The organism is Mesorhizobium norvegicum (assembly GCF_004919685.1).
GTDB lineage: Bacteria > Pseudomonadota > Alphaproteobacteria > Rhizobiales > Rhizobiaceae > Mesorhizobium > Mesorhizobium norvegicum.
In genome coordinates this window covers 1-22,829 of record NZ_SMYZ01000041.1, presented here as the reverse complement: position 1 = coordinate 22,829, position 22,829 = coordinate 1, and the positions used below count along the sequence as shown (strand labels likewise).

The following is a 22,829-nucleotide window of genomic DNA, read 5'->3' as shown; positions in this document are numbered from 1 at the left end:
CCAAGCAGTGTCACATCCGCCTTAAGAAAGATTTAGAGAGCCCCTCGCGTCCCTGCCGTCAAGCCGGGTGACGTTGCGGAAAGTGGGGAAACTGTCGTTCAGGTAAACAAGGCGTATCGATCATTCGGCGGCCTGAAGTTCCGGCCGCGCCGGCGTGCCCGACAGGCGTTCGAGCAGTCTTTGGCGTTCGCCGGCGGCCTTTTCCGCGCTGGCTTGACGGACGTGGCCATAGCCGCGAATGAGGGCCGGCACCGAGGCCAGCGCAACCGCCGCATCGACCCTGGCCGGGGCCAGCGATCCGGCGATGAGTTCCAGATCCGCCTCGTACCGCGCCAGCAGCTGCCGCTCCATGCGCCGCTCGGCGGTGTAGCCGAACAGGTCGAAGGCGGTGCCGCGCAGACCCTTCATCGCCGCCAGCAGGCGGAAACCCTTCATCATCCACGGGCCGAAGCTCGATTTCCTGGGGCTGCCGTCATTGCCGCGCCGGCCCATGATCGGCGGCGCGAGGTGGAATTCGAGCTTTTCGTAGCTCTGGAACTGTTTTCCGAGTTCAGCGGCGAAAGAGCCGTCCGTGTAAAGACGCGCCACCTCGTACTCGTCCTTGATCGCCATCAGCTTGAACAGGTTTTTCGCGGCGGCTTCCGACACCGCCGTCGAACCCGGCACGGCCTTGGCTTCGACGGCACGCAACACGGCCAGTCTTTCGCCGTAGCGCCTGCCGTAAGCGGCATTCTGATAGGCGGTCAGGAAGGCGACGCGGCGGGCAATGATATCATCCAGCGTCTCGGCGACGTCGGCAGCCTGGCCGGTCTTGCCAGCGACGGTTGGGCCCGGCTGGGCGACGAGACCGCGCACGAAATCCGGCTGATGGGCAGCGCGACGGCCCCAGCGGAAGGCGGCGATGTTCATCGCCACGGCTTCGCCATTGAGCTCGATCGCCTTCTCGACGGCCTCGGCCGACAGCGGCAGCCCGCCATGCTGGAAGGCAAAGCCGAGCATGAACATGTTGGCGCCGAGCGAATTGCCGAAAAGTGCCGTGGCGGTGCGGGTGGCGTCGAAGAAATGCGCCTTGTCGTCGCCCGCGGCCGCGCGGATCGCCTTCTTCAGGCGCTCTATCGGCAACGAGAAATCCGCCGAACGAGCGAATTCGCCGGGCATGATCTCGGCGGTGTTGGCGACGAAGATGGTGTGGCCTTCACGCACCGCGGTCAGCACCTTCTTGGCGCCCGACACGACGAGATCGCAGCCAAGCACGAGATCGGCCTTCCCAGCCGAAACGCGGATGGCATGGATATCGTCCGGGGTGCGGGCGATGCGGACATGGGTGAACACCGAGCCGCCCTTCTGGGCGAGGCCGGCCATGTCGATCATGCCGCAGCCCTTGTCTTCGAGATGCGCCGCCATGCCGAGCACCGCACCGATGGTGACGACGCCGGTGCCGCCGACGCCGTCGATGATCGCTGCCCAGCCCTGCTCGCCAAGCGGGAATTCGGACGGCACGGGCACGCCGTCGAGCGGATCGGTCTTGCCGGCGAGGCCCTCGGCCCTGCGGATCTTGGCGCCGTGCACGGTGACGAAGGACGGGCAGAAGCCGTTGACGCAGGAGAAATCCTTGTTGCAGCTCGACTGGTCGATCTTGCGCTTGCGGCCGAATTCGGTTTCGACCGGCTGGATCGAGACGCAGTTCGACTGCACGCCGCAATCGCCGCAGCCTTCGCAGACTAGCTCGTTGATGAAGACGCGCTTGTCGGGATCGGGGAATGTGCCGCGCTTGCGGCGGCGGCGCTTTTCGGCGGCGCAGGTCTGGTCGTAGAGCAGCACCGAAACGCCTTTGACATCGCGCAGCTCGCGCTGGACGAGGTCGAGGTCGTCGCGGTGATGGATGGTGGCGCCGGCCGGGAATTCGGCCTTGCCGGCATATTTGTCCGGCTCATCGGTGACGATGGCGATGCGGTCGACGCCTTCCGCCCGCACCTGCCTGGCGATCATGTCCACCGTCAGGCCACCTTCGTGCGGCTGGCCGCCGGTCATGGCGACGGCGTCGTTGTAGAGGATCTTGTAGGTGATGTTGGCGTCGGTCGACAGCGCGAAGCGGATCGCCAACGTGCCGGAATGGTTGTAGGTGCCGTCGCCGAGATTCTGGAAGATGTGGCCACGCTTCGAGAACGGCGCCTGGCCGACCCATTGCGCGCCCTCGCCGCCCATCGCCGTGAAACCGACGGTGTTGCGGTCCATCCACAGCGCCATGAAATGGCAGCCGATGCCGGCCGCGGCAATCGAGCCGTCCGGCACCTTGGTGGACGAATTGTGCGGGCAGCCGGAACAGAAGAACGGCGTGCGCGAGCCGATGTCGGTGGCGTCGGCCAGCATCGCCTGGAACTGGCGCAGCTTTGCCACCCGCGCCAAGATTTCTTCGGACGGGCCGATGGTCCTGACGATCCTCTCGCCAAGCGCGATGGCGATCTCGTTGGGGTCGAGCGCACCCTTGGCCGGGAACAGCCAGTCGCCGCGCTCGTCCTTCTTGCCGACAATGACCGGCTGCGTGCCGGTGCCGTAAAGGCTTTCGCGCAGCTGTACCTCGATCAGCGAGCGCTTCTCCTCGACGACGACGATGGTGTCGAGGCCGCGGGCGAAATCGGCGATATGATGCAGGTCGAGCGGCCAGGGGCAACCGACCTTGAACAGCCGCACGCCGATGCGGTTGGCGGCTGCCTCGTCGATGCCGATGTCCTCCAGAGCCTGACGGACATCGAGATAGCTCTTGCCCAGCGTGATGATGCCGATCTTCGGGCTGCGGCCGCCCGAATAGATGATGCGGTTCAGCCCGTTGGCATGGATGAAGGCGGAGGCCGCGGCGCGCTTATGCTCATGCAGCCGCTCCTCCTGGCCGAGCATGTCGATCTCGTGGCGGATGTTGAGACCGCCTGGCGGCATGTCGAAATCCGGCACGACGATGTTCAGCCGCTCGAGCGAGGCATCGACCGAGGCCGTCGATTCGATGTTGTCCTTGACGCATTTGATCGCCGCCCAGGTGCCGGCAAAGCGCGACATGGCAAAGCCGTAGAGCCCGTAGTCGATGATCTCCTGGACGCCGGCCGGGTTGAGGATCGGCACCATGGTGTCGACGAACAGGAATTCGGTGGCATGCGCGTTGGTCGAGGATTCGGCCATATGGTCGTCGCCCATCAGGGCGAGCACGCCGCCATGTCTGGACGAGCCGGCGAGATTGGCATGGCGGAACACATCGCCGGAGCGATCGACGCCCGGCCCCTTGCCGTACCAGACCGAAAAGACGCCGTCATGGGTGCCCTCGCCCAGCAACTCCGTCTGTTGCGATCCCCAGCAGGCGGTGGCGGCAAGCTCCTCGTTGAGGCCTGGCTGGAAGACGATGTCGGCCTGCGCGAGCTGTTTCTTCGCCTTCCAAAGCTGCATGTCGAGGCCGCCGAGCGGCGAGCCGCGATAGCCGGAGACGAAGCCGGCCGTATTCAGGCCGGCGCGGCGATCCCGCTCGCGCTGCATCAGAAGCATGCGGATGACCGCCTGCGCGCCGGAGAGGAAGATGCGCTCCTTTGCGAGATCGAACTTGTCGTCGAGCGCGACGTCGTGCAGCGTCATCAGGAATTTCCTCTGCGGAGGCCACGCGGGAGCAGGCAGCCAACGTCGGGGTCGGATGGCGCATCCTTTCTCCCCTTGCAAGGCAGGTCAAACAAAATCGCAGGTGCCAGGCAACGCGCAACGAACAGTCCGTGGCCATCTCGAATCCGGTGCAAAACCGATCAGCGAGCGTTGTCCGGCGCACGAAAATTTCAGCTGCAACCAGGGCTGGCAGCGATGCGTCAGCTGCCCTTCGAGCAATCCGGCTTCGGTTCGCCCGGCAGCTTGCCGTCGGGATGGCCGACGAGATCGGGATTGGCCGTATAGAGCTGATCGATGACCAATGGCCGGTCGGGCAGCACCGACTGGTCCTCCGTCGACATCAGCGTGGTGTCGATCTTCTGCAGAACCGCGCCGTCGGCGCCCTTGATGCTGATGGCAATCGCATAGGGCTTGTTCTTGACGACGCAGGTCAGCGCCGGGCTCTCCAGCGTCACCTTGTCGAGCTTCGGCCACACCTTCTGCTCGACCACCAGAGGCGCGCCGCCAGCGGGATCCTGGAAGCTGGCGACCGCCACCTGACCCTCTCCCATCGGCTGCAGCGGCCGCAGCGTCACCACATAGGTCGCCCTGGCGAGGCGGTAGTTGAAGACGAATATCTTGCCGGAAATCTCGAACAGCTTGCCTTCGGCATTGCCGGTATCGCGGCAGGCGCCGAGCGCAACGGCGGCAATGAGTGCCGCGCCGACAACGATCGAACGGGAAAGACCTCTAAGCATCCTTGACCTCATTTTCCGCCATGCGGCGGCGGCGATAGTGACGACTTGCCTTCTGCCTGTTGCCGCACACCGCCATGTCGCACCAAAGACGGCTGGAATTGCGGCTTCTGTCGACGAACAGCCAGGTGCAGTTGGGACAGATCCTGAGTCTTGCGACGGTGTCGTCGCGCAGCAGCGACAGCGCGGACACCGCCAGCGCCGCCTCGAAGGCGATCGGCGTCAGGGGATCACCGAACGGCCTTCCCGAGGCACCGATCTCGGTCCGGCTGCCGGCCAGACCATCGGCGCAGGCTCTCAGGAACCCCGGCAGATCGGTGGTGACAACCGCGCCCTTCGACACCGCACCGCGAAACAGCCGGTCCGTCGCCTCGCGGATCGACAGCACGACGGGTGCGATCGTCTCCGGTGACGGTGCAGCCAGCGGCCTGTCGCCAAGCTCGGCGGCGCGAAAGCGGCTCGCCGCATCTGCGAAGCGGGCAATCTCGGCCGGATCATCGAAGCGGTCGAAGGTCCGCTCCGGATCGCCGCGCAGCACGACGGTATTCGCCGTGTCGAGCGCAAGCAGGCCGCCGGTGAAGCGGTGCGGGGTCCAGGATACCGTCATGCCTAAAATCTAACCGATAAATCGCATTTGACAAGTTAGATTCAGCGATGCAATTTCTCTACCGGGCGCGGACTCCGCAGCCTCTGTCTTGAGCGTGTCGTTGTCCCAAACCGCTTTGCGCTTTTGGGCGACATGCTCCGAGGGTTTCGCATGCTCTACTTCTTCCAGCAGGTGCTGAACGGACTGCATTCGGGCGCGCTCTACGCGCTGCTCGCCTTCGGCTATGTGCTGACCAACGGCATCCTGCACCGCACCAACCTCGCCTATGGCGCGCTGTTCGCCTTTTGCGGCCAGACGATGATCCTCACCACGGCCTTCGGCTATCAAGTGCTGTGGCTGACACTGCTTGCGGCGGTGGCGCTCGGCGTCGTCGCGGCTTTCCTCTATGCCGCTCTGATCAGCCACGTGCTGTCGCGCAGCGTCTTCGAACCGTTGGCCGACCGTACACCCAACGCGATCGTGGTGACGACACTCGGCATATTGCTGCTGTTGTCGGAGGCAAGCCGCATCGCCGCCGACACGCATGATCTGTGGCTGCCGCCGATGCTGGCGCAGCCCATCGTTTTCGCACAGAATGCGACCTTCAAGGCGACGCTGACGCTCATCCAGCTCATCGACTGCGCGGTGGTGCTGGCGGCAATCGCGCTGGCCAGCTGGGCGTTTGCCCGTTCAAGCTTCGGCCGGCGCTGGCGCGCCGTCTCCGACGACCCCAAGGCGGCGGCGATGTGCGGCGTCAACGTGCGCGCGGTGTTCCGGCATGCGGTGCTGTTCGGCAGCTTCTGCGCCGCGCTGGCCGGCGTCATGGCCGGCCTCTATTACGGCAATGTCAGCTTCGGCTCGGGCCTCGTCTACGGGTTGAAGATCCTGTTCGTGACGGCGGTCGGCGGCTATCTGTCGCCGCCACGGGCGGCGCTGGGCGCGGCCGCCTTCGGCATGGCCGAATCGCTGTGGGCCGGCTATTTCCCGGTCGAATGGCGCGATGCGTGGATGTATCTGTTCCTGGTCGCCACGCTGATCCTGATCGGCGCCGGCCGCGACACCGGCAAGATCGCCTGAGCCATCAGACTTTGGTTGCATGACGCGGGGGCAGACCGCCGGTATCCGGCACTGCCTGCCATGCGATAATATTTTGCTGCCTCTATCCTTGTTGACCCGTCAGTCCACGCGCGGCATACCGTTGGACCACGCGGCGTGACGGACAAGAAGGGGGAAGCCGGCACGCCTCCGGTACAAGGGAGGAATGCATGGCAGGGCTGCTCGCTCTATCCAGGACCATTGATCGCGCGAACGAATTCATCGGCAAATGGGTGTCGTGGCTGATCCTGCTGGCGATCCTGGTGAGCGCCGCCAACGCCGTCATCCGCAAGGTGTTCGACATATCCTCGAACGCCTGGCTCGAGCTGCAGTGGTATCTGTTCGGCGCCGCCTTCATGCTGGCCGCCGCCTACACGCTGAAGCAGAACGAACATATCCGTATCGACATCGTCTACGGCCTGTTCTCACGCCGCGTGCAGCACTGGATCGACCTGCTTGGCCATCTCCTCTTCCTGATGCCGTTCGTGACGCTGATGGTGATCTATTTCGTTCCCTATGTGTCGCTGTCGTTTCGCAGCGGCGAGATGTCCAACAATTCCGGCGGGCTGATCATCTGGCCGGCCAAGGCCATCCTGCTCGTCGGCTTTTTCCTGCTCGCGCTGCAGGGCATTTCCGAGATCATCAAGAAGATCGCCATCATGCGCGGCGACATGGACGACCCCAATCCCTTCATATCGGCACATGAGCAGGCCGAGCTCGAAGCCAAGGCACTGGCCGATGAGGTGCGCTCGTGATGGAGTTCATCGCGCAGAACATGGCGCCGATCATGTTCGCCTCGTTGATCATCTTCCTGCTGATCGGCTATCCCGTCGCCTTTTCGCTGGCCGCCAACGGCTTGATGTTCTTTTTCATCGGCGTGCTCCTGTCGCCCTATTCCGGCGGATCGATCAACCTCGCCTGGCCGCTCCTGCACGCATTGCCGGATAATTTCTACGGCAGCCGGGTGATGTCGAACGACACGCTGCTGGCCATTCCGTTCTTCACCTTCATGGGCATCGTGCTCGAACGATCGGGCATGGCCGAAGACCTGCTCGACACGATCGGCCAGCTGTTCGGGCCGATCCGCGGCGGCCTCGCCTATGCGGTGATCTTCGTTGGCGCGCTTTTGGCGGCAACCACCGGCGTGGTGGCGGCTTCCGTCATCGCCATGGGCCTGATCTCGCTGCCGATCATGCTGCGCTATGGCTATGACCGGAGGCTGGCATCCGGCGTCATTGCCGCCTCGGGCACGCTAGCCCAGATCATCCCGCCCTCGCTGGTGCTGATCGTGCTTGCCGATCAGCTCGGCCGCTCGGTAGGCGACATGTATGCCGGGGCGCTGATTCCCGGTCTCGTCCTGACCGGCCTCTACGCGCTCTACATCCTGATCGTTTCGATCTTCCGGCCAAAAATGGTGCCGGCGCTGCCACTGGAAGCGCGCACGCTCGGCCATGGCGTGATGTCCCTGCTGGTGGCGTTGGTGGTCACGGTCGCGATCTCCTACGCGGCGTATCGCTATCTCGCGCCGGTGCATGGCGACAATGCCGACATTCTCGGCGCCTCTGCCGGGGTGCTCTTCATCTACATCGTGGCCATTGCCGACAAACGGCTGAACTTCAACATGATGTCCAGGCTCGCCCAGCAGGTGATCATCGTGCTGATCCCGCCGCTGGCGCTGATCTTCCTGGTGCTCGGCACCATCTTCCTTGGCATCGCCACCCCGACCGAGGGCGGCGCCATGGGCTCCGTCGGCGCCTTGATCATGGCGGCGGCAAAGGGTCGGCTGTCGCTGGACGTGGTCAAGCAGGCCCTGACCGCGACGACGCGGCTGTCGTCCTTCGTGCTGTTCATCCTGATCGGCGCGCGGGTGTTCTCGCTGACCTTCTACGGCGTCAACGGCCACATCTGGGTCGAACACCTCTTGACCTCGCTGCCGGGCGGGGAGGTCGGCTTCCTGATCGGCGTCAACATTCTCGTCTTCTTCCTCGCCTTCTTCCTCGACTTCTTTGAGCTCGCCTTCATCATCGTGCCGCTGCTGGCGCCGGCCGCCGACAAGCTCGGCATCGACCTGATCTGGTTCGGCGTGCTTCTGGGCGTCAACATGCAGACCAGCTTCATGCACCCGCCGTTCGGCTTCGCGCTCTTCTATTTGCGCTCGGTGGCCGCCCGCGTGCCCTATCTCGACCGCCTCACCGGCAAACAGATCGCGCCGGTCACCACCGGACAGATCTATTGGGGCGCGGTGCCCTTCGTCTGTATCCAGGTGATCATGATCGGGCTGACCATCGCCTTCCCGCAAATGGTGATGCACTACAAGGGAACGACCGTCGATCCGGGCACCATCGACTACAAGGTGCCGGAGGTGCCCGGCCTGTCGCCGCTCGGCACGCCGCCAGGGGATGGTGCAGCGCCTACTGGTGGCGGCACGGCGCCGGCAGCCCCTGACCTTTCGCAACCGCCGAGTTTCGGCGATCCGGCACCAGCCAAGCCAGCGGCGCCACAGCCTGACCTGTCGCAGCCACCGAGCTTCAATTGAAACCCGCATGGCGACGATGATGAAAGCGGTGCGGCTTGAGGCGGTGGGCAGCATAGCGCTGTGCGACGTCGCCAGGCCTGACATCGGACCGGACGAGCTTCTGGTGCGGATCGAAGCCTGCGGTGTCTGCGGCACGGACCGGCATCTGTTTCACGGTGAATTCCCGTGCACGCCGCCGGTGACGCCCGGCCATGAGTTTTCCGGCATCGTCGAGGCGATCGGCAAGTCCGTCTCGGGTTTTGCCGTCGGCGATCGCGTCACCGGCGACCCCAACATCGCCTGCGGGCGTTGCGTGCATTGTCATGCCGGGCGGGTCAACCTCTGCAGCAATTTGCGCGCCATCGGCATTCATCGCGATGGCGGCTTTGCCGACTATCTTGCGTTGCCGCAGAAGCAGGCTTTTGTCCTGCCTGCGGGCCTGGATCCGATGCACGGCGCCTTCTGCGAGCCGCTCGGCTGTTGTCTGCATGGCGTGGACCTGGCCGGGATCAAACCGGGCAGCTCGGTGGTCGTGCTTGGCGGCGGCGTGATCGGCCTGCTCACCGTGCAACTGGCAAGACTGGCCGGCGCCACGACCATCGTGCTGTCGACCAGGCAAGCCTCGCGGCGCGCGCTTGCTAGGGATTTCGGCGCGACAGCGACGGTCGATCCGACCGCCGCCGATGTCATCGATGCCATCGCCGGGCCAGCGGGTCTGGTGCCAGGCGGCGCCGACGTCGTCTTCGAATGCGCGGGCGTGCGAGAGACCGTCGAGCAGTCGATGCGGCTGGCAAGGGCCGGCGGCACGGTCGTCATCGTCGGCGTGACGCCGCAAGGCATGAAAGCGGAATTCGAGCCCTTCGACCTGCTGTTTCGGGAACTGAAGGTGCTCGGTTCCTTCCTCAATCCCTACACCCATCGCCGCGCGGCCGAACTCATCGCTTCCGGTGCGATCGAGGTCGACAGGCTGATCTCCAGGCAGGTGCCGCTTGAAGACGCGGCGGCAGTAATCGCCAATCCACCGGCGCCGGGCGAGGTCAAGGTGCTGGTGGTGCCGCGCCGCCCGGGCTGAGTTGCCCGGGCCGTCACCTGGCCTTGCGCACAGGCTTGCCGGCCACCCATTGATCGGCTATTGGGTGCGCGCCGAAAATGACATGACCGGTCCGGTAGTCCGGTCTCTTCCGTTTCTGTTTTTCGAGCATGATCTCTGGACAAACGGAAACCGTTTGTCCGTGAAAACCGGATGCCACTTTTCGGGATCATGCTTGGCGGAGGCCTGTTCACCGCATGATTTGCGGGAGAACCCGCGGCCGGCAAGCGAGGCGAAAGCCCGTGGGCCGGTTGGGTCATGTCCGGATTTCCTGATGCCACGGCCCCGCCGGTTCACGGTCTGCAGCCAAGCCTGTCCGCATTTCAACCCGCGACAGGACAAAGACCATGAAACTGAACCACGCCAATCTCGTTACACCGGAAGTCGCGGCTCTTGCCGGCTTCTTCACCAGCCATTTCGGCTTCGAGCTTCTCGCCATGCGCGGCAAGGATGCCTTTGCCGTGCTGCGCGGGACCGATGGCTTCATCCTCAACCTGATGATACCGGGCAAGGGAGAGACCGCCAGCTATCCCGGCGGCTTTCACATCGGCTTCTTCGTTGGCAAACCGGACATCGTGCATGCAAAGCAGGCCGAGCTTGCCGATGCGGGCTTCGCGCCGGGCGAGGTGCAAGAGCTGACGCGCGGCGGAGTCAGTTCGACGACCTTCTACTGCCATGCGCCGGGCGGAATACTGGTCGAAGTCAGTTCCTCGGCGGCCTGAAAAGAAAGACCCCGGGCGAGCAGGCCCGGGGTCTTTGGATGAAGGCGATGGGCCGATTAGAGCGGTTCACCGTTTCAGGGAAACGGTGAACCGCTCTATCTCTTTGTTTTGACGCAATTCCGGACGGAAAACCGCTACGCACTTTTCCTGGAATTGCTCTACAGCTTGCCGTTCCGCTGCTGGACCATCATGAAGGTGTCGTAATTGTATTCGGCCACCTGTGCCCAGAGATAATGCTCCTTGCGGAAGCCTTTGATCGATTCCCAGATCTTCTTGAACGGGGCGTTGGAGGCTTCCATTTCGGCATAGACCTCGTTGGCCTTTTCGAAACAGGCGGCCATGATCTCCTGGCTGAACGGGCGCAGTTTCGCGCCGCCAGCCACCAGCCGCTTCACCGCCGCGGGATTCAAATAATCGTATTTCTGCAGCATGTTGGCGTCGGCCGCTTGTGCCGCGGTGCGCAGCAGCGATTTGTAAGCCGGCGAAAGCTCGTCGTATTTCGCCTTGTTGAACATCAGGTGGACGGTCGGGCCGCCTTCCCACCAGCCGGGATAGTAGTAATAGGGCGCGACCTTGTAGAAGCCGAGCTTCTCGTCGTCATAGGGGCCGACCCATTCGGCGGCGTCGATGGTGCCTTTTTCCAGCGCCGGATAGATATCGCCGCCGGCGATCTGCTGCGGCACGACGCCGAGCTTCTGCACCACCTTGCCGGCAAAGCCGCCGATGCGCATCTTGAGGCCGGAAAGGTCGGCAACCGTGTTGATTTCCTTGCGGAACCAGCCACCCATCTGCACGCCGGTGTTGCCGCCCGGCAGGCCGAAAAGGCCCTGCGTGGCGAGAAACTCGTTGAACAGGTCGATGCCGCCGCCATGGTAGTGCCAGGCATTCATGCCGCGCGCGTTGAGCGAAAAGGGAACCGCCGCACCGAGCGCCCATGTCGGGTCCTTGCCCCAGTAATAATATGCCACCGTGTGGCAGGCCTCGACCGTGCCGGCCGTGGTGGCGTCGGCGGCCTGCAGGCCTGGCACCAGCTCACCGGCGGCGAAGACCTGGATCTGGAAGTTGCCGTCGGTGGCTTCCGACAGCATCTTGGAAAACACCTCGGCGCCGCCATAGATGGTGTCGAGCGACTTCGGGAAGGACGACGCCAGCCGCCACGTCACCTTGGGATTGGATTGGGCGATTGCGGGTGCCGCCAGCGTGGCCGCCGCCGCTGCGGCACCGACGCCGGTGACACCGGCCTTGCGAATGAATGAACGACGATCCATGCAGTTCCTCCCTTTTGGATCAAACAGACCGAGATTCGGGAACATCCTCGATATCCCGGCTCAGTCTGGGGCAAAACAATACACAGGCAAGAAGTCGAGTCCAGCACGCCGGCCCGATTTGACGGCGAAGCCCAGCTGCCCTGCAACTATAGTCTAACAGGCCGTTTCGTGGCCCATGCGACACGCTGAAACTTGCCATGGAAAAATAACCAGGGATCGCCTATTTTAGAGGCAGGACATCCCTTGCCCAGATGGAACACAGAGCCAAAATGCATCAGCCGCTCGTCGCCATATCGACCGACGTCCGTCAGTTCGACAATTACACCTGGCATGCCGCCCCGCAGCAATATCTGGAAGCAGCGATCACCGGCGCCGGCGTGTTCCCGCTGCTGGTGCCGTCGTTCGGCGACCGGCTCGACTTCGACGAGCTTCTGTCGTCGGTCGACGGCGTCATGGTCACCGGCTCGAAATCCAATGTGCATCCTTCGCTTTATGGCGGCGATGCCAGCGAAGCCAATGGCCCCTATGATCCGGCGCGCGACGCCACGACGCTGCCGCTGATCCGCCGGGCGATCGAGCGCGGCGTGCCGCTGCTCGCCATCTGCCGCGGCATTCAGGAATTGAACGTGGCGCTGGGCGGCACGCTGGGCACCGAGATCCAGGAGCGAGAGGGTTCGCTCGACCACCGCGCGCCGGTGAGCGACAAACAGGACGAACGCTTCGCCATCCACCAGACCATTTCGATCAAGCCAGGCAGCTGTCTGGCCGGCGTGTTCGGTGCCGGCGACATCAAGGTCAATTCGTTGCACCGCCAGGCGATCGACCGGCTCGGCTCGAAGCTGCAGATCGAAGCCGTCGCCAGCGACGGCACGGTCGAGGCGGTTTCGGTGCGCGACTCCCGCGCCTTCGCCGTCGGCGTGCAATGGCACCCCGAATATTGGGTCAAGTCGGACAGCAACTCGGTGAAAATATTCCGTGCCTTCGGCGATGCGGTTCGCCTGCACGCCGCAGCGAAGGCTGGAGCGCGGGCCGCAGCGGAATAATCAGTCGCCGGATTTCGAATCACCGGTGGCCGCCAGCGACAGCAGCGGCAGCGCCGGGGCATAGGATTCGTAGCCGTTGCCGTCGGCAACCGCGAAGGTAACGATCGGATCGACGCCGTTGGCGCTGAAGGCGACCGTGCCGTCGTTTTGCTCGCGCCAGAACTTCGCCTGCTCTATGCCCGGCAAGAGCCGGCGGCATTTCGGGGAAACGGTGAGCAGCGACAAACCGTCCGAAATTTCGGCCCCGCGGCTGACTGCACAGGCCGCCTCATCGCCATTGGCGACCAGCCTGTAGCTGTTGGACGGGGCAGCCTCGTTGGCCACGCTTTCCCCGCTGCCTAGATGAAACAGCTGAACGCCGCCAAACAGCGCTGCGACAGCGATCAATGCGGAAAGTGCTTTCATCATTCTTCATCCACGCACACGGACAAGATGGAGAATGATTCCAAAGGGTTAAGCTGACGTTAATAAGTGTGGCAGCGCCACTCCTGATATCAACGGATGTCGAGGACGAAACCGTCGGACTATTGCTGGGCTGCCAACGAATAGCGATCTGAAAGGAGCTTGAAGAGCCACTCCCGCTCGACATCGGTGGCGGCTGAGGCAAGTTCGACCCTCTGGGCACCCGCGTCGACTGTCAGGCGGTTGCACGTATCGCCCTCGCGCAGTTTCAGCGATTTGAGCTGCGTCCGGTCGATTTTAAGTTCGGTTCGTTTCGGCATCAAAGAGGGCCACACCGGGAAGGACCTAGAGCTAGGCATCTTGAAGGGGGGTACTCCCGGATCATAGACGAGCCCAGCGACCTCCAGCTTCATCATTTCAGGCACGGATCTCTGGAAAACGCGGCGAACCATCAGCACCGCGAGGAGGCCCCCGATCGTCCAGGCACAAAGCCAGAATACGAGAAATGCCGTTCCTCCTCCAACCGGCATCGTCATGATCTGGTGAGCGGCGGAAATCTCTCCGAAAGCCCAGCCGCCAAGCCAGAAAAGCATGAATACGCCTGCCATATAGGTGGTGGCGGGCGGTTTTGGGTACGGGATCGAAACGACCTGCTCCCGGCCACTGGTTGCGACCGAGATGGTGGAGTTTTCGGGCGGCTTCAAAGCCATCGGATTTGCCTTTTGGGCTAGCCTCGAGCCTTCAGATGCGCCGTCTCGGGCACAGGCGTCAGCGGCCGGCGCTCGGTGAACCAGGACACCAGATTGTCGACGCACAGATCCGCCATGGCGCGGCGTGTATGGTCCGAGGCCGAGCCGACATGCGGCAGCAGCGAGGTGTTGGGCGCGTCGAGCAGCGCCTTGGGCACGTTCGGTTCGTCGGCAAAGACATCGAGGCCGGCAGCGGCGATGGTGCCGTTGGCGAGTGCTGTCGCAAGCGCTGCCTCGTCGACCGTGCTGCCACGGCCGATGTTGACGAAGACGCCGTTGGCGCCGAGCGCCGACAGGATTTCGGCGTTGACCGCCTTCTCCGTCGAGGCGCCGCCAGGCGCCACCGAAATCAGCGTGTCCACGGCTTCGGCAAGACCTTTCAGGGTCGGGTGGTACGGGTAGGAAAGGCCTTCGACATGGCGCCGATTGTGGTAGGCGACCGGCAAGCCAAAGGCTTCCAAACGCCGGGCGACGGCTTGCCCGATGCGGCCCATACCAAAGATACCGACCTTGCGCCCGCGCAAGGTCAGCCGGCTCAGCGGATAGTTGCCCTTGCGCACCCAGCTGCCGTCGCGCAGCCAGGTTTCGGCACGCGGCAGGTCACGGACAGTGTTGATCAGCAGCCCGATGGCGGTGTCGGCGACCTCCTCGGTCAGCACGTCAGGGGTGTTGGTGACCATGATGTTTTTCGCCGCCGCATGGCCGACATCGACCGAATCATAGCCGACGCCAAAGGAGGCGATGAGTTCGAGATTGGGCAGTGCATCCATCATCGCCGCGTTGATGCCGGCGAACGAAGCGATGCCACGCACGTTGCGGCGCATCTCGTCCGTGACCAGGGACGGATCGGCGCGTTGGACTGTGACACGCCTGAATGTGTGGCTGATGCGGTCGACCGCATGGTCGTTGAAATCGCCCGGCACCAGAATGGCGACGGTCTGCAGCTGTCCGGCCTTGGTCATGCACGCTCCACCGGCTTGCCGGTCGACTGACGCACATGCAGTTCCGGCTTGATCAATTCCTGCGAAGGCCGCACCGTCTGCCCGTTGAGCTTGTCGAGCAGCGCGCTGGCGGCGCGGCGGCCAACCTCGCGTTGGCCGTTCCAGACCGTGGTCAGGGCGGGCGTCGCTATCGCTGCCTCCTCGAGATCGTCATAGCCGGTGACGGAGATGTCGACGCCCGGCACGAGGCCGGCGCGGGCAATGCCGTTCATCAGGCCGATGGCGACGAGGTCGTTCCAACAGCAGGCAGCCGTCGGTCTGTCCTTCAGCGCCAGGAACTGCCCGGCGGCCTCGAAGCCGGCCTGCTTGGTGCGCGGGCCGGCGATGCGCCAGGACGGCCTGACTTCCAGCCCGGCCGCCTCCATGGCGTTGACATAGCCCTGGTAGCGGTCGCGGCCGGTCGAGGTCTGGTCGGTGCCGCCGATCATGGCGATGCGCTTGTGGCCAAGCGAAATCAGATGGTTGGTGGCGAGGCCTGTGCCATAAGAGTCGTCGCCGCGAAAGACCGGCACGTCGGCGCCTTCCACGGTGCGCGCGATCAGCACCGCCGGCAGGCCGTTCTCCTCGGCCATCACGATGTCGGAAGCCGGTGTGCCGATGGCCGGCGACATGATGACGCCGTCGGCGCCGAGCTGCAAAAGCGTATCGATGAAAGTGCGCTGCTTTTCGAGCTGATCATAGTGGTTGGACAGGATGAAGGTCTGCCGGCTGCGGTCGAGCTCGCTTTCGATCGAGCGCAGGATCTCGGCGAAGAACGGGTTCATTATGTCGTGGACGACGACGCCGACAATGCCGGATCGCGAGGTGCGCAGGCTGGCGGCGCGCCGGTTGTAGATATAGCCGATGGCGCGGGCATGTTCCTTGATGCGATCACGGGTGGCCCCGGCAACCAGAGGGCTGTCGCGCAGCGCCAGCGAGACCGTGGCCGTGGACACGCCGAGCGCATCCGCGATCGTCGAAAGCTTGATTTTCTGTGCCAGCGCCTTGCGCTCCCCGGACCTGAATTTCCAGACCTAAACTGTTTAAAGGCGGCGTTATGCCACCGATCGGGGGCAAATCAAAGTTTTTTTGCCAGCGCTTCGGCCTCGACATCCGAGGCCGCGCGGCTCTGCAGCCGAAGCCGGTGCTCGCGATGGACGATGTAGAGGCCGCTGGCGACAATGATGGCGGCACCGACCAGCGTCCAGCGGTCGGGAAACTGCTTGAAGACGATCCAGCCGGAAATGATCATCCACACCATCTGCGAATAGGGATAGGGCGCCAAGGCCGTGGTTGTCGCCAATCGGTAGGCCTGGACCAGTGGCCGACGCCGCCGAACACGCCGAGCATCAGCAGCACGAACCAGTGCCAGCCGTCATGCGGCAGGGAAAACGAAAACGGCAGCAACGGCAACAACAGCAGCGCCGGCGCCAGCGCCGAGAACAGGATGAGGCTCTCCGACGTCTCGGTTGCCGACATGCGGCGCGTCATGATGACGTAGAAGCAGTTCGACAGCATCGAGCCGAGAGCGAAGAGATGCCCGATGCCGAAAACGCCGACGCCCGGCCGGGTGATGATGAGGACACCGGCAAAGGCCGCCAGGATCGCCAGCCAGCGCCGCCAGCCGGCCCACTCGCCAAGCAGCGGACCGGCCAGTGCCGTGATCACCATCGGCCCGAAGAAATAGATCGAGGTGGTCTCGGCCAGTTGCAGGGACCGCAGCGCCAGAATGTTGAAGATGGTCGAGCCGAACAGGAACAGGCCGCGCAGGACATGTGCCGGCAGGTTGACCGGGCGAAACCGCACCGGTTGGCGCCAGCCGCGCAGCAGCGTGCCGACCAGCACCACATGCACGGCAAAGCGCACCCAGGCGACGATCAGCACCGAGACGTCGGCAAGCACGAGGTATTTGCTGCTGGTGTCGAGGAAGGTGAAGAAGACATAGGTGGAAAGCATGCACAGAATCGCCACCGGGGGCGTCGCGCTTTCTACATGTCTTTGGGGAGCACTCACTTGCAGGCCGGGTGGGAAGCTGGGCTGGAGCCCACCTTTGCGGGAATTGTCGCTTGCCGGCAAGCCAAAAGCGTCTGGCACAACAAGACGCGTCGACAGGCTTAGCCAGCCCTCGTCTTGCATAGCCACAAAACCACTGCCCCGCTCGGGTCAGACCTCAGGGCAGCACATGCACAGTTTCTGTTGTTGATCGACGTCGCAAGCATGCTGCCTTGACGACATGCACCTTTTGCGCCTAGCTCTGATGCCATGAACATCGCAATCGCTTTGATCGTAGTAAAGGAGCGCATGGGCAGGATGGTGTAACCATCCGGCGAAAGCACCCATGCGCGGTAAGCAGGCTCCTGACGGGGCCTTTTTTTATGCCCGGAATTTGGGCCGCCTCGTCAGACCTCACTTTAATCCCACCGACAAGGCGAACGAGATCATGGCGAGCGATAATCCCATTCGGAGTCCGGGCACAGACATATCAGGGAGAATGATGGTCTCCGAACCCGCTGCTCCACCCCGACCAATTACCCTTATCCTGCTTTCGGCTCTTGCAGTGTTGCCGGTGAACATGATTTTGCCGTCGCTGCCGAACATTGCCGCAACGTTCCAAGCCGATTTCGCATTGGTCAATCTGTCGGTTGCCGGCTTTGCGATCATCACCGCCGTCATAGAGGCCATCGGAGGCGCAATATCAGACCGATTTGGGCGCAGGCCGGTCGTCCTGACATCTCTCTCGATCTTTGTTGCGGCGTCCATCGGCTGCGCTCTGGCCCCCAATATCGGCACTTTCCTTTTGTTTCGCGCGATGCAGGCGTGTATTGGCCCCTGCTATTCCGTCGCTCTGGTCATCATCAAGGAGACATCCGATGAGCGCGAAGCCGCCAGCAAATTTGGTTATCTCGCCATGGGGTGGGCGCTTGCACCCATGGTCGGTCCTTTGTTTGGTGGGTCACTGGACGAACTGTTCGGGTGGCGGTCAAGCTTCGTTGTCTTTGCGATACTCGGTGCAGCCACCTTCGCCTTGTCCGCGCGCGAGCTCAGAAGAACAGCCTCCCCATTGTCGAGATCCCATAGGAACTACCTTGCCTCATATGGGCTGCTGCTAAGTTCGGGGCGGTTTTGGGCCTACACCCTGTGCATGGCCTCTTCGATGGGCGTGCTTTATGTGTTCCTGGGAGGAGCCCCATTGGTTGTCGGTGACGCGCTCGGCGGGTCAAGCGCGAAGCTCGGCCTTTACATGGGGTTGGTTCCTACCGGGTTCATTCTCGGCAGCTATCTGGCCGGGCGTTACGCCTCGAAGACGTCGCTGAGCGCCACACTTGTTTTTGCGCGCCTCCTGACTTGCGTGGGACTGTCGGTCGGCCTGGTCCTGTCAAGCTTTGGCATCACTCACGTTCTGGTCTTCTTTGGACCTTGCGTGTTCATCGGCATCGGCAATGGATTGACCATGCCTGCCGCCAACAGCGGCGCCTTGTCGGTACGGCCGGATCTGGTTGGCACCGCCGCAGGACTGGCCGCCGCAATGCGGATCGGTGGTGGGGCACTCATAGCCTCCATCGCCGGTCTGTTCCTTGCAGATTCGATCTATGCGCTGTTCGTCATGATGCTGATATCGGCGGCACTCGCGTTGTTGGCGGCACTTTATGCCGCTCTTCTTGATCGGCGGCAGCCAACCGATTGAGTATCCCTATACCTGCATGCGGGCGCCCTTGGTGATCTTGTCGACCAGCTTCTTGTCGGCGCGCATCGCAATACCGACCACCTTGGCGTCTTCAGGCGCGAATTCGGCGAAGACGGCGCGGTTGGCCGCGTCAAAGCCGGTCGCGAACATCTCTTCGACATAGAGCGAGGTGGTCACGCCACGCTCCAGCGTGCGCCGGTGGATGGTGCCCAGCGTCGCCTGGTCGACCGACAGCACGATGACCGGCTGGATCGACAGCGGATTGTAGAGATTGCCGGCGCGGTCGCCATAGGGCTCGCCGATGATGTCCGGAAACTGGGCGACGATGCCGCTGGTCAGAAAGGCGGTGACGTTGAGTTTCTGCCAGACCGGCAGATCTTCCCTGAGCACGATTGCAAATTTCGTATCGAACATGAGACATTGACCATTCGAGCTTGTGCCCCAATGCGAGGCTGAAGGAGACGATGTCGCACGATCTAGACAGCCAGGCCCTCCAAGGTCTTGGACGTTTGTGCGTCGATGCGGCGGAAAACTGCATCATCTCCGCCCGCGATCCCGCCGGCATGGAGCGGATCGAGGCGCGCTTCCATGGCAGCGCCTTCGACCTGCATCGCCACGACACCTATGCGATCGGGGTGACGCTGCACGGGGTGCAGACGTTTCGCTATCTCGGCGCTGCGCGCCACAGCCTGCCCGGACAGATCATCGTGCTGCATCCCGACGAATTGCATGACGGCGGCGCCGGCACCGAGGACGGCCTGCGCTACCGAATGCTCTACCTGGAGCCGTCGCTGATGCTCGACTGCCTTGGCGGCATGTCGCTGCCTTTTGTCAGGGATGGCGTGGTGACGGACGCCGCCTTCTGCGCAACGCTGCTTTCAGCGCTGGGGCCGCTGGAGCAGGAACTCGACGAATTGTTCGTCGACGACTTCCTGACGCAACTGATGCAAAGCCTGACACGGCATGCCGGCCAACCGACGAAGCCGATGACCCGGACGGCGTGGCGGGCGGCTGCACTGGCGCGCGACTATCTCACGGAAAACCTGACCCGGCCGGTGCGTTCCGACGAACTGGAAGTGATAACCGGGCTCGACCGCTATGCCTTGTCACGGCATTTCCGCGCCGCTTTCTCAACCAGTCCGCATCGCTTCCTGGTGATGCGCCGGCTTCAGCGCGCGCGGCGGATGATCGCCGCCGGCGAGCCATTGGCGCAGATCGCCATCGAAGCCGGCTTCAGCGACCAGAGCCATTTCATCAGGCAATTCAAGAAAGCGTTCGGCATGACGCCGGGGCGCTGGTCGTCGCTGATCCACGGATCCGCCGCGATGGCGGCCTGATCGTAGTCGCGGGATCGGGCGATCAGTCGTCCGTCTCGGCGTCGTCGTCGATGAGCACCAGTTCCTCATTGGAAAGGTTGGCCTCGATGCGGGCAAGCAGCTTGAACAGCGCCTTCTGGTCCTTCTTGTCGAGGCCCTTCAGCGCCTGCTTCTCGGTCTTCTTCACCGATTTCTCGATGGCGTGGATAATGTCGCGGCCTGTATCGGTGAGGAAAATATGCGCCTGGCGAGCATCGGCCGACGAGGCGCGCTTTTCCAGGAAACCTTGGGCCTGCAGCCGGTTGATGGTCTTGGTGATGGTGGGCGGACGCACGCCGAGGCGGCCGGCAAGATTGCCAGGCGTCTGGCCATCCTCGCGGTCGAGCGCCAGCATGATCTGGTCCTGGCCGGCATAGAAGCCGTGCGCCAGGAGCCGAGCCGCCAGCGCGGTTCTTGCCAGTCTTGCCGCCGAATGCAGCCGGCTCATTGTCGCAGTCTTGTCCGCCTTGGCCATGGTCATCCCTCTTCGGCCGTACCGGTGCGGGCAGCATAGAGACAGCCGGCCGGTTGGCAATCGACGATCAAAAAGATTCCGGAGCTTCAAACAGCTTTGCCGGCAAGCATTGTGGTGTCCGCCGTGGCTAATGCCAGATGTTTATTTCAGTTAGATGACAAACGAGTTTTCGCGGCCGGAGTTTTCGTCGCGAGCAAGGTGGGTGAGGGAATGCCGCTCAACCGGGCTTCACCGCGACGATCATCAGCGCCTGATAGGCATCCTCCACCTCGCGCAATGCGGCCTGCGACTGCGGTCCGGCCTGCCTGGCGATGCCGTCCGCGGCATTCGAGGTGTCGCGCTTGCCGGGCCGGTCATTGTAGGGTGCGACAGAGGCGAAGATCTGCTCGCTGAGGCTGTCGGGGAAAAACAACTGGCCGGTCATCATCGAACTGTCGTCGGGGAAGACCTTGAAATGGATATGGGTGGTGCGGCCGCGATACCAGCCGGGATAGATGGTGGCGAAGGAAACGATGCCGCTTGCATCGGTCTTCTGCCAGCCGCGCAGGAAGGTCTGGCCCGACGTGTCGATGTCCCGGCCGTCACCCTGTCCCGGATAGCCGGAATAGGCACCTTGTGCATCGCAATGCCAGATGTCGACACGGGCGCCGGCAAGCGGGCGGCAGGCCGCGTCGACGACCTGCAGCCGAACGTCAAGGGCTATGCCCTTCTTGCCCTCGGTGACATCGGCACGTTCGAGTTTCGGGTCGAAATAGAACGGTCCCTCGGTCACTTCAGGCGTAATGGCGCACACGCCGGTGCCGGTTTCGAACAGGGCCAGTCCGGCATAGAGCGAGGCCTGGGTAGCCGAAGACTGGGTTGCCATTGCCGAGGCCGGCAGGAAGGCACCGCCGCCGGCGGTGATCGCGATCAAACCGAGCGCCTGGCGCCGGCTCAATGAGAAGGAGGATGGCTTGCAGGACATATCTTGCCTCTCGAATTGGCCTCCCGCGTCCTGATCTAGGCGGTCACAGCGGCTCTCGCCAGTCAAAATTCGGTAATGTCGGCAAGCCTGTTTGGCCCATCGGTTTGCCTCGTGCAAAAGCCCGGCACACATCCTATATGGAACCGACAATCCCTTTTTCGAGGGCCGGATTTTTCGCGGCCCAGCACCTTCGAGGCAAGCCATGAGCGACGCACAGACGCAGATCCCCGTAACCGTTCTCACCGGCTATCTCGGCGCCGGCAAGACGACGCTGCTCAACCGCATCCTGTCGGAAAACCACGGCAAGCGCTACGCCGTCATCGTCAACGAGTTCGGCGAAATCGGCATCGACAACGACCTGATCGTGGAATCCGACGAGGAAATCTACGAGATGAACAATGGCTGCGTCTGCTGTACCGTGCGCGGCGACCTGATCCGTGTCGTCGAGGGCCTGATGCGCCGCCCCGGCCGCTTCGACGCCATCGTCGTCGAGACCACCGGGCTCGCCGATCCGGTGCCGGTGGCGCAGACCTTCTTCATGGATGACGACGTGCGCTCCAAGACCAGGCTCGATGCGGTGGTGGCGCTGGTCGACGCCAAGCACCTGCCGCTGCGGCTCAAGGATTCCAGGGAAGCCGAGGACCAGATCGCCTTCGCCGACGTCGTCGTGCTCAACAAGACCGATCTCGTCACCCCCGAAGAGCTCGCCAAGGTCGAGGCGACGATCCGTGCCATCAACCCGGCGGCGAAGATCCATCGCACCACCCGCGCCGGCGTCGCCCTGTCCGAAGTGCTCGACCGCGGTGCCTTCGACCTGTCGCGGGCGCTGGAAAACGATCCGCATTTCCTCGAAGGGCATGACGATCACGACCATGATGACCATGACGGCCACGATCATCATCACCACGATCATGACGGGCACGACCACCACCATCACGCGCATGCTTCCGACATCCATGACGTGACGGTGCAGTCGGTGTCGCTGCGCGGCGGCGAGATGGACCCGAAGAAGTTCTTCCCGTGGATCGAGAAGATCACCCAGATGGAAGGCCCCAACATCCTGCGGCTGAAAGGCATCATTGCCTTGAAAGGCGATGATGAGCGCTATGTCATCCAGGGCGTCCACATGATCATCGAGGGCGACCACCAGCGCGCCTGGAAAGACGGCGAAAAGCACGAGAGCCGGCTGGTGTTCATCGGCCGTGAACTCGACGCCGAACGGCTGAAGAAGAGCTTCGACGCCTGCCAGGTGGCCTAACCATTGACTAAGGACAGAGATGTCGAAACTCATCGACACCAAGACAGGGTATAAGCCGCAGATTTCGATCAATGCGACCGAAGTCGTGAGAGTATCTGCTCCCGATTTCGCGCTTATCCTGGATTTGCTGGAGCACCCCCCAAAGCCGAATGCGAAGCTGCTTAGGGTGATCGAAGCGTTGCCAAATACTCTGTAGCAACAATTCGACGCCAATGCATGGTATCCTCCAACGGCCGGCGCCGCCCCTCATCCGCCTGCCGGTGTCCAGCCGA

The 22,829-nt window shown here is 63.2% G+C and carries 21 protein-coding genes and 1 pseudogene; 10 read left to right on the top strand and 12 right to left on the bottom strand.

Annotated elements, in window-relative coordinates:
- Positions 1-120: 120 nt before the first annotated feature.
- The 3 genes from FCU66_RS16830 to FCU66_RS16820 all read right to left on the bottom strand — a co-directional run bounded on the left by FCU66_RS16830 (position 121) and on the right by FCU66_RS16820 (position 4,977).
- Positions 121-3,615: an indolepyruvate ferredoxin oxidoreductase family protein gene (locus FCU66_RS16830; RefSeq protein WP_136621861.1), complete on the bottom strand. Its 3,495-nt coding sequence runs from the start codon at positions 3,613-3,615 to the stop codon at positions 121-123.
- Positions 3,616-3,836: 221 nt separating this feature from the next.
- Entirely contained in the window at positions 3,837-4,373 is a 537-nt protein-coding gene (locus FCU66_RS41170; protein WP_181956559.1) for a hypothetical protein, read from the bottom strand.
- Positions 4,366-4,977, bottom strand: a complete 612-nt coding sequence (locus FCU66_RS16820; protein ID WP_136621862.1) for a CGNR zinc finger domain-containing protein — start codon at positions 4,975-4,977, stop codon at positions 4,366-4,368. The genes FCU66_RS41170 and FCU66_RS16820 overlap by 8 nt, the downstream gene beginning before the upstream one ends.
- Positions 4,978-5,127: 150 nt before the next feature.
- Here FCU66_RS16820 and FCU66_RS16815 point away from each other — a divergent pair, with 150 nt between their 5' ends.
- From FCU66_RS16815 to FCU66_RS16795, 5 genes are all read left to right on the top strand, one after another.
- Positions 5,128-6,033 (top strand): branched-chain amino acid ABC transporter permease, encoded by a 906-nt coding sequence (locus tag FCU66_RS16815; protein ID WP_136621863.1) that lies wholly within the window; start codon positions 5,128-5,130, stop codon positions 6,031-6,033.
- Positions 6,034-6,221: 188 nt separating this feature from the next.
- A complete protein-coding gene (locus FCU66_RS16810; protein WP_136621864.1) occupies positions 6,222-6,806 on the top strand; it encodes a TRAP transporter small permease subunit in 585 nt (194 codons plus the stop codon).
- Positions 6,806-8,587 carry a TRAP transporter large permease gene (locus FCU66_RS16805; protein WP_136621878.1) on the top strand — a complete coding sequence of 594 codons (1,782 nt, stop codon included), beginning with the start codon at positions 6,806-6,808 and terminating at the stop codon, positions 8,585-8,587. Before FCU66_RS16810 ends, FCU66_RS16805 begins: the two co-directional genes overlap by 1 nt.
- Positions 8,588-8,606: 19 nt before the next feature.
- Positions 8,607-9,638 (top strand): zinc-dependent alcohol dehydrogenase family protein, encoded by a 1,032-nt coding sequence (locus tag FCU66_RS16800; protein WP_168992162.1) that lies wholly within the window; start codon positions 8,607-8,609, stop codon positions 9,636-9,638.
- Between the two features lie 365 nt (positions 9,639-10,003).
- Positions 10,004-10,378, top strand: coding sequence for a VOC family protein (locus FCU66_RS16795; RefSeq protein ID WP_136621866.1), 375 nt, complete (start codon positions 10,004-10,006; stop codon positions 10,376-10,378).
- A 158-nt stretch (positions 10,379-10,536) separates the two neighbouring features.
- Here the strand turns inward: FCU66_RS16795 and FCU66_RS16790 are convergent, their stop codons facing one another.
- A complete protein-coding gene (locus tag FCU66_RS16790) occupies positions 10,537-11,646 on the bottom strand; it encodes a TRAP transporter substrate-binding protein (protein ID WP_136621867.1) in 1,110 nt (369 codons plus the stop codon).
- Positions 11,647-11,915: 269 nt separating this feature from the next.
- On the opposite strand from FCU66_RS16790, the gene FCU66_RS16785 reads away from it, so the two are divergent.
- Positions 11,916-12,689, top strand: coding sequence for a gamma-glutamyl-gamma-aminobutyrate hydrolase family protein (locus FCU66_RS16785; protein ID WP_126067369.1), 774 nt, complete (start codon positions 11,916-11,918; stop codon positions 12,687-12,689).
- Here FCU66_RS16785 and FCU66_RS16780 read toward each other — a convergent pair whose 3' ends face one another.
- From FCU66_RS16780 to FCU66_RS16760, 5 genes and pseudogenes are all read right to left on the bottom strand, one after another.
- Positions 12,690-13,094, bottom strand: a complete 405-nt coding sequence (locus tag FCU66_RS16780) for a hypothetical protein (protein WP_168992160.1) — start codon at positions 13,092-13,094, stop codon at positions 12,690-12,692. It abuts the gene before it with no gap.
- A gap of 119 nt (positions 13,095-13,213) precedes the next feature.
- Positions 13,214-13,801: a hypothetical protein gene (locus FCU66_RS16775; RefSeq protein ID WP_136621869.1), complete on the bottom strand. Its 588-nt coding sequence runs from the start codon at positions 13,799-13,801 to the stop codon at positions 13,214-13,216.
- Between the two features lie 17 nt (positions 13,802-13,818).
- The gene (locus FCU66_RS16770; RefSeq protein ID WP_136621870.1) at positions 13,819-14,802 is read right to left on the bottom strand and encodes a 2-hydroxyacid dehydrogenase; all 984 of its coding nucleotides are present in this window, start codon (positions 14,800-14,802) and stop codon (positions 13,819-13,821) included.
- Entirely contained in the window at positions 14,799-15,821 is a 1,023-nt protein-coding gene (locus FCU66_RS16765; RefSeq protein ID WP_136621871.1) for a LacI family DNA-binding transcriptional regulator, read from the bottom strand. Before FCU66_RS16765 ends, FCU66_RS16770 begins: the two co-directional genes overlap by 4 nt.
- A gap of 77 nt (positions 15,822-15,898) precedes the next feature.
- A pseudogene (locus FCU66_RS16760) lies at positions 15,899-16,776 on the bottom strand (DMT family transporter).
- A 535-nt stretch (positions 16,777-17,311) separates the two neighbouring features.
- On the opposite strand from FCU66_RS16760, the gene FCU66_RS16750 reads away from it, so the two are divergent.
- On the top strand, positions 17,312-18,505 hold the full coding sequence (locus FCU66_RS16750; protein ID WP_425462857.1) for a multidrug effflux MFS transporter: 1,194 nt from the start codon (positions 17,312-17,314) through the stop codon (positions 18,503-18,505).
- Positions 18,506-18,511: 6 nt separating this feature from the next.
- Here FCU66_RS16750 and FCU66_RS16745 read toward each other — a convergent pair whose 3' ends face one another.
- The gene (locus FCU66_RS16745; protein ID WP_136621872.1) at positions 18,512-18,919 is read right to left on the bottom strand and encodes a DUF2000 family protein; all 408 of its coding nucleotides are present in this window, start codon (positions 18,917-18,919) and stop codon (positions 18,512-18,514) included.
- Between the two features lie 50 nt (positions 18,920-18,969).
- Here FCU66_RS16745 and FCU66_RS16740 point away from each other — a divergent pair, with 50 nt between their 5' ends.
- Positions 18,970-19,842: an AraC family transcriptional regulator gene (locus FCU66_RS16740; RefSeq protein WP_136621873.1), complete on the top strand. Its 873-nt coding sequence runs from the start codon at positions 18,970-18,972 to the stop codon at positions 19,840-19,842.
- A 22-nt stretch (positions 19,843-19,864) separates the two neighbouring features.
- On the opposite strand, the gene FCU66_RS16735 is transcribed toward FCU66_RS16740, so the two are convergent.
- Both FCU66_RS16735 and FCU66_RS16730 read right to left on the bottom strand, forming a co-directional pair.
- Positions 19,865-20,335, bottom strand: coding sequence for a MarR family winged helix-turn-helix transcriptional regulator (locus tag FCU66_RS16735; protein WP_095084311.1), 471 nt, complete (start codon positions 20,333-20,335; stop codon positions 19,865-19,867).
- 217 nt (positions 20,336-20,552) lie between these two features.
- Positions 20,553-21,299, bottom strand: coding sequence for an intradiol ring-cleavage dioxygenase (locus tag FCU66_RS16730; RefSeq protein WP_136621874.1), 747 nt, complete (start codon positions 21,297-21,299; stop codon positions 20,553-20,555).
- Between the two features lie 202 nt (positions 21,300-21,501).
- On the opposite strand from FCU66_RS16730, the gene FCU66_RS16725 reads away from it, so the two are divergent.
- Positions 21,502-22,557, top strand: coding sequence for a CobW family GTP-binding protein (locus tag FCU66_RS16725; RefSeq protein WP_136621875.1), 1,056 nt, complete (start codon positions 21,502-21,504; stop codon positions 22,555-22,557).
- Positions 22,558-22,576: 19 nt separating this feature from the next.
- The gene (locus FCU66_RS41165) at positions 22,577-22,753 is read left to right on the top strand and encodes a type II toxin -antitoxin system TacA 1-like antitoxin (RefSeq protein WP_168992161.1); all 177 of its coding nucleotides are present in this window, start codon (positions 22,577-22,579) and stop codon (positions 22,751-22,753) included.
- The last annotated feature ends 76 nt before the right edge of the window (positions 22,754-22,829 follow it).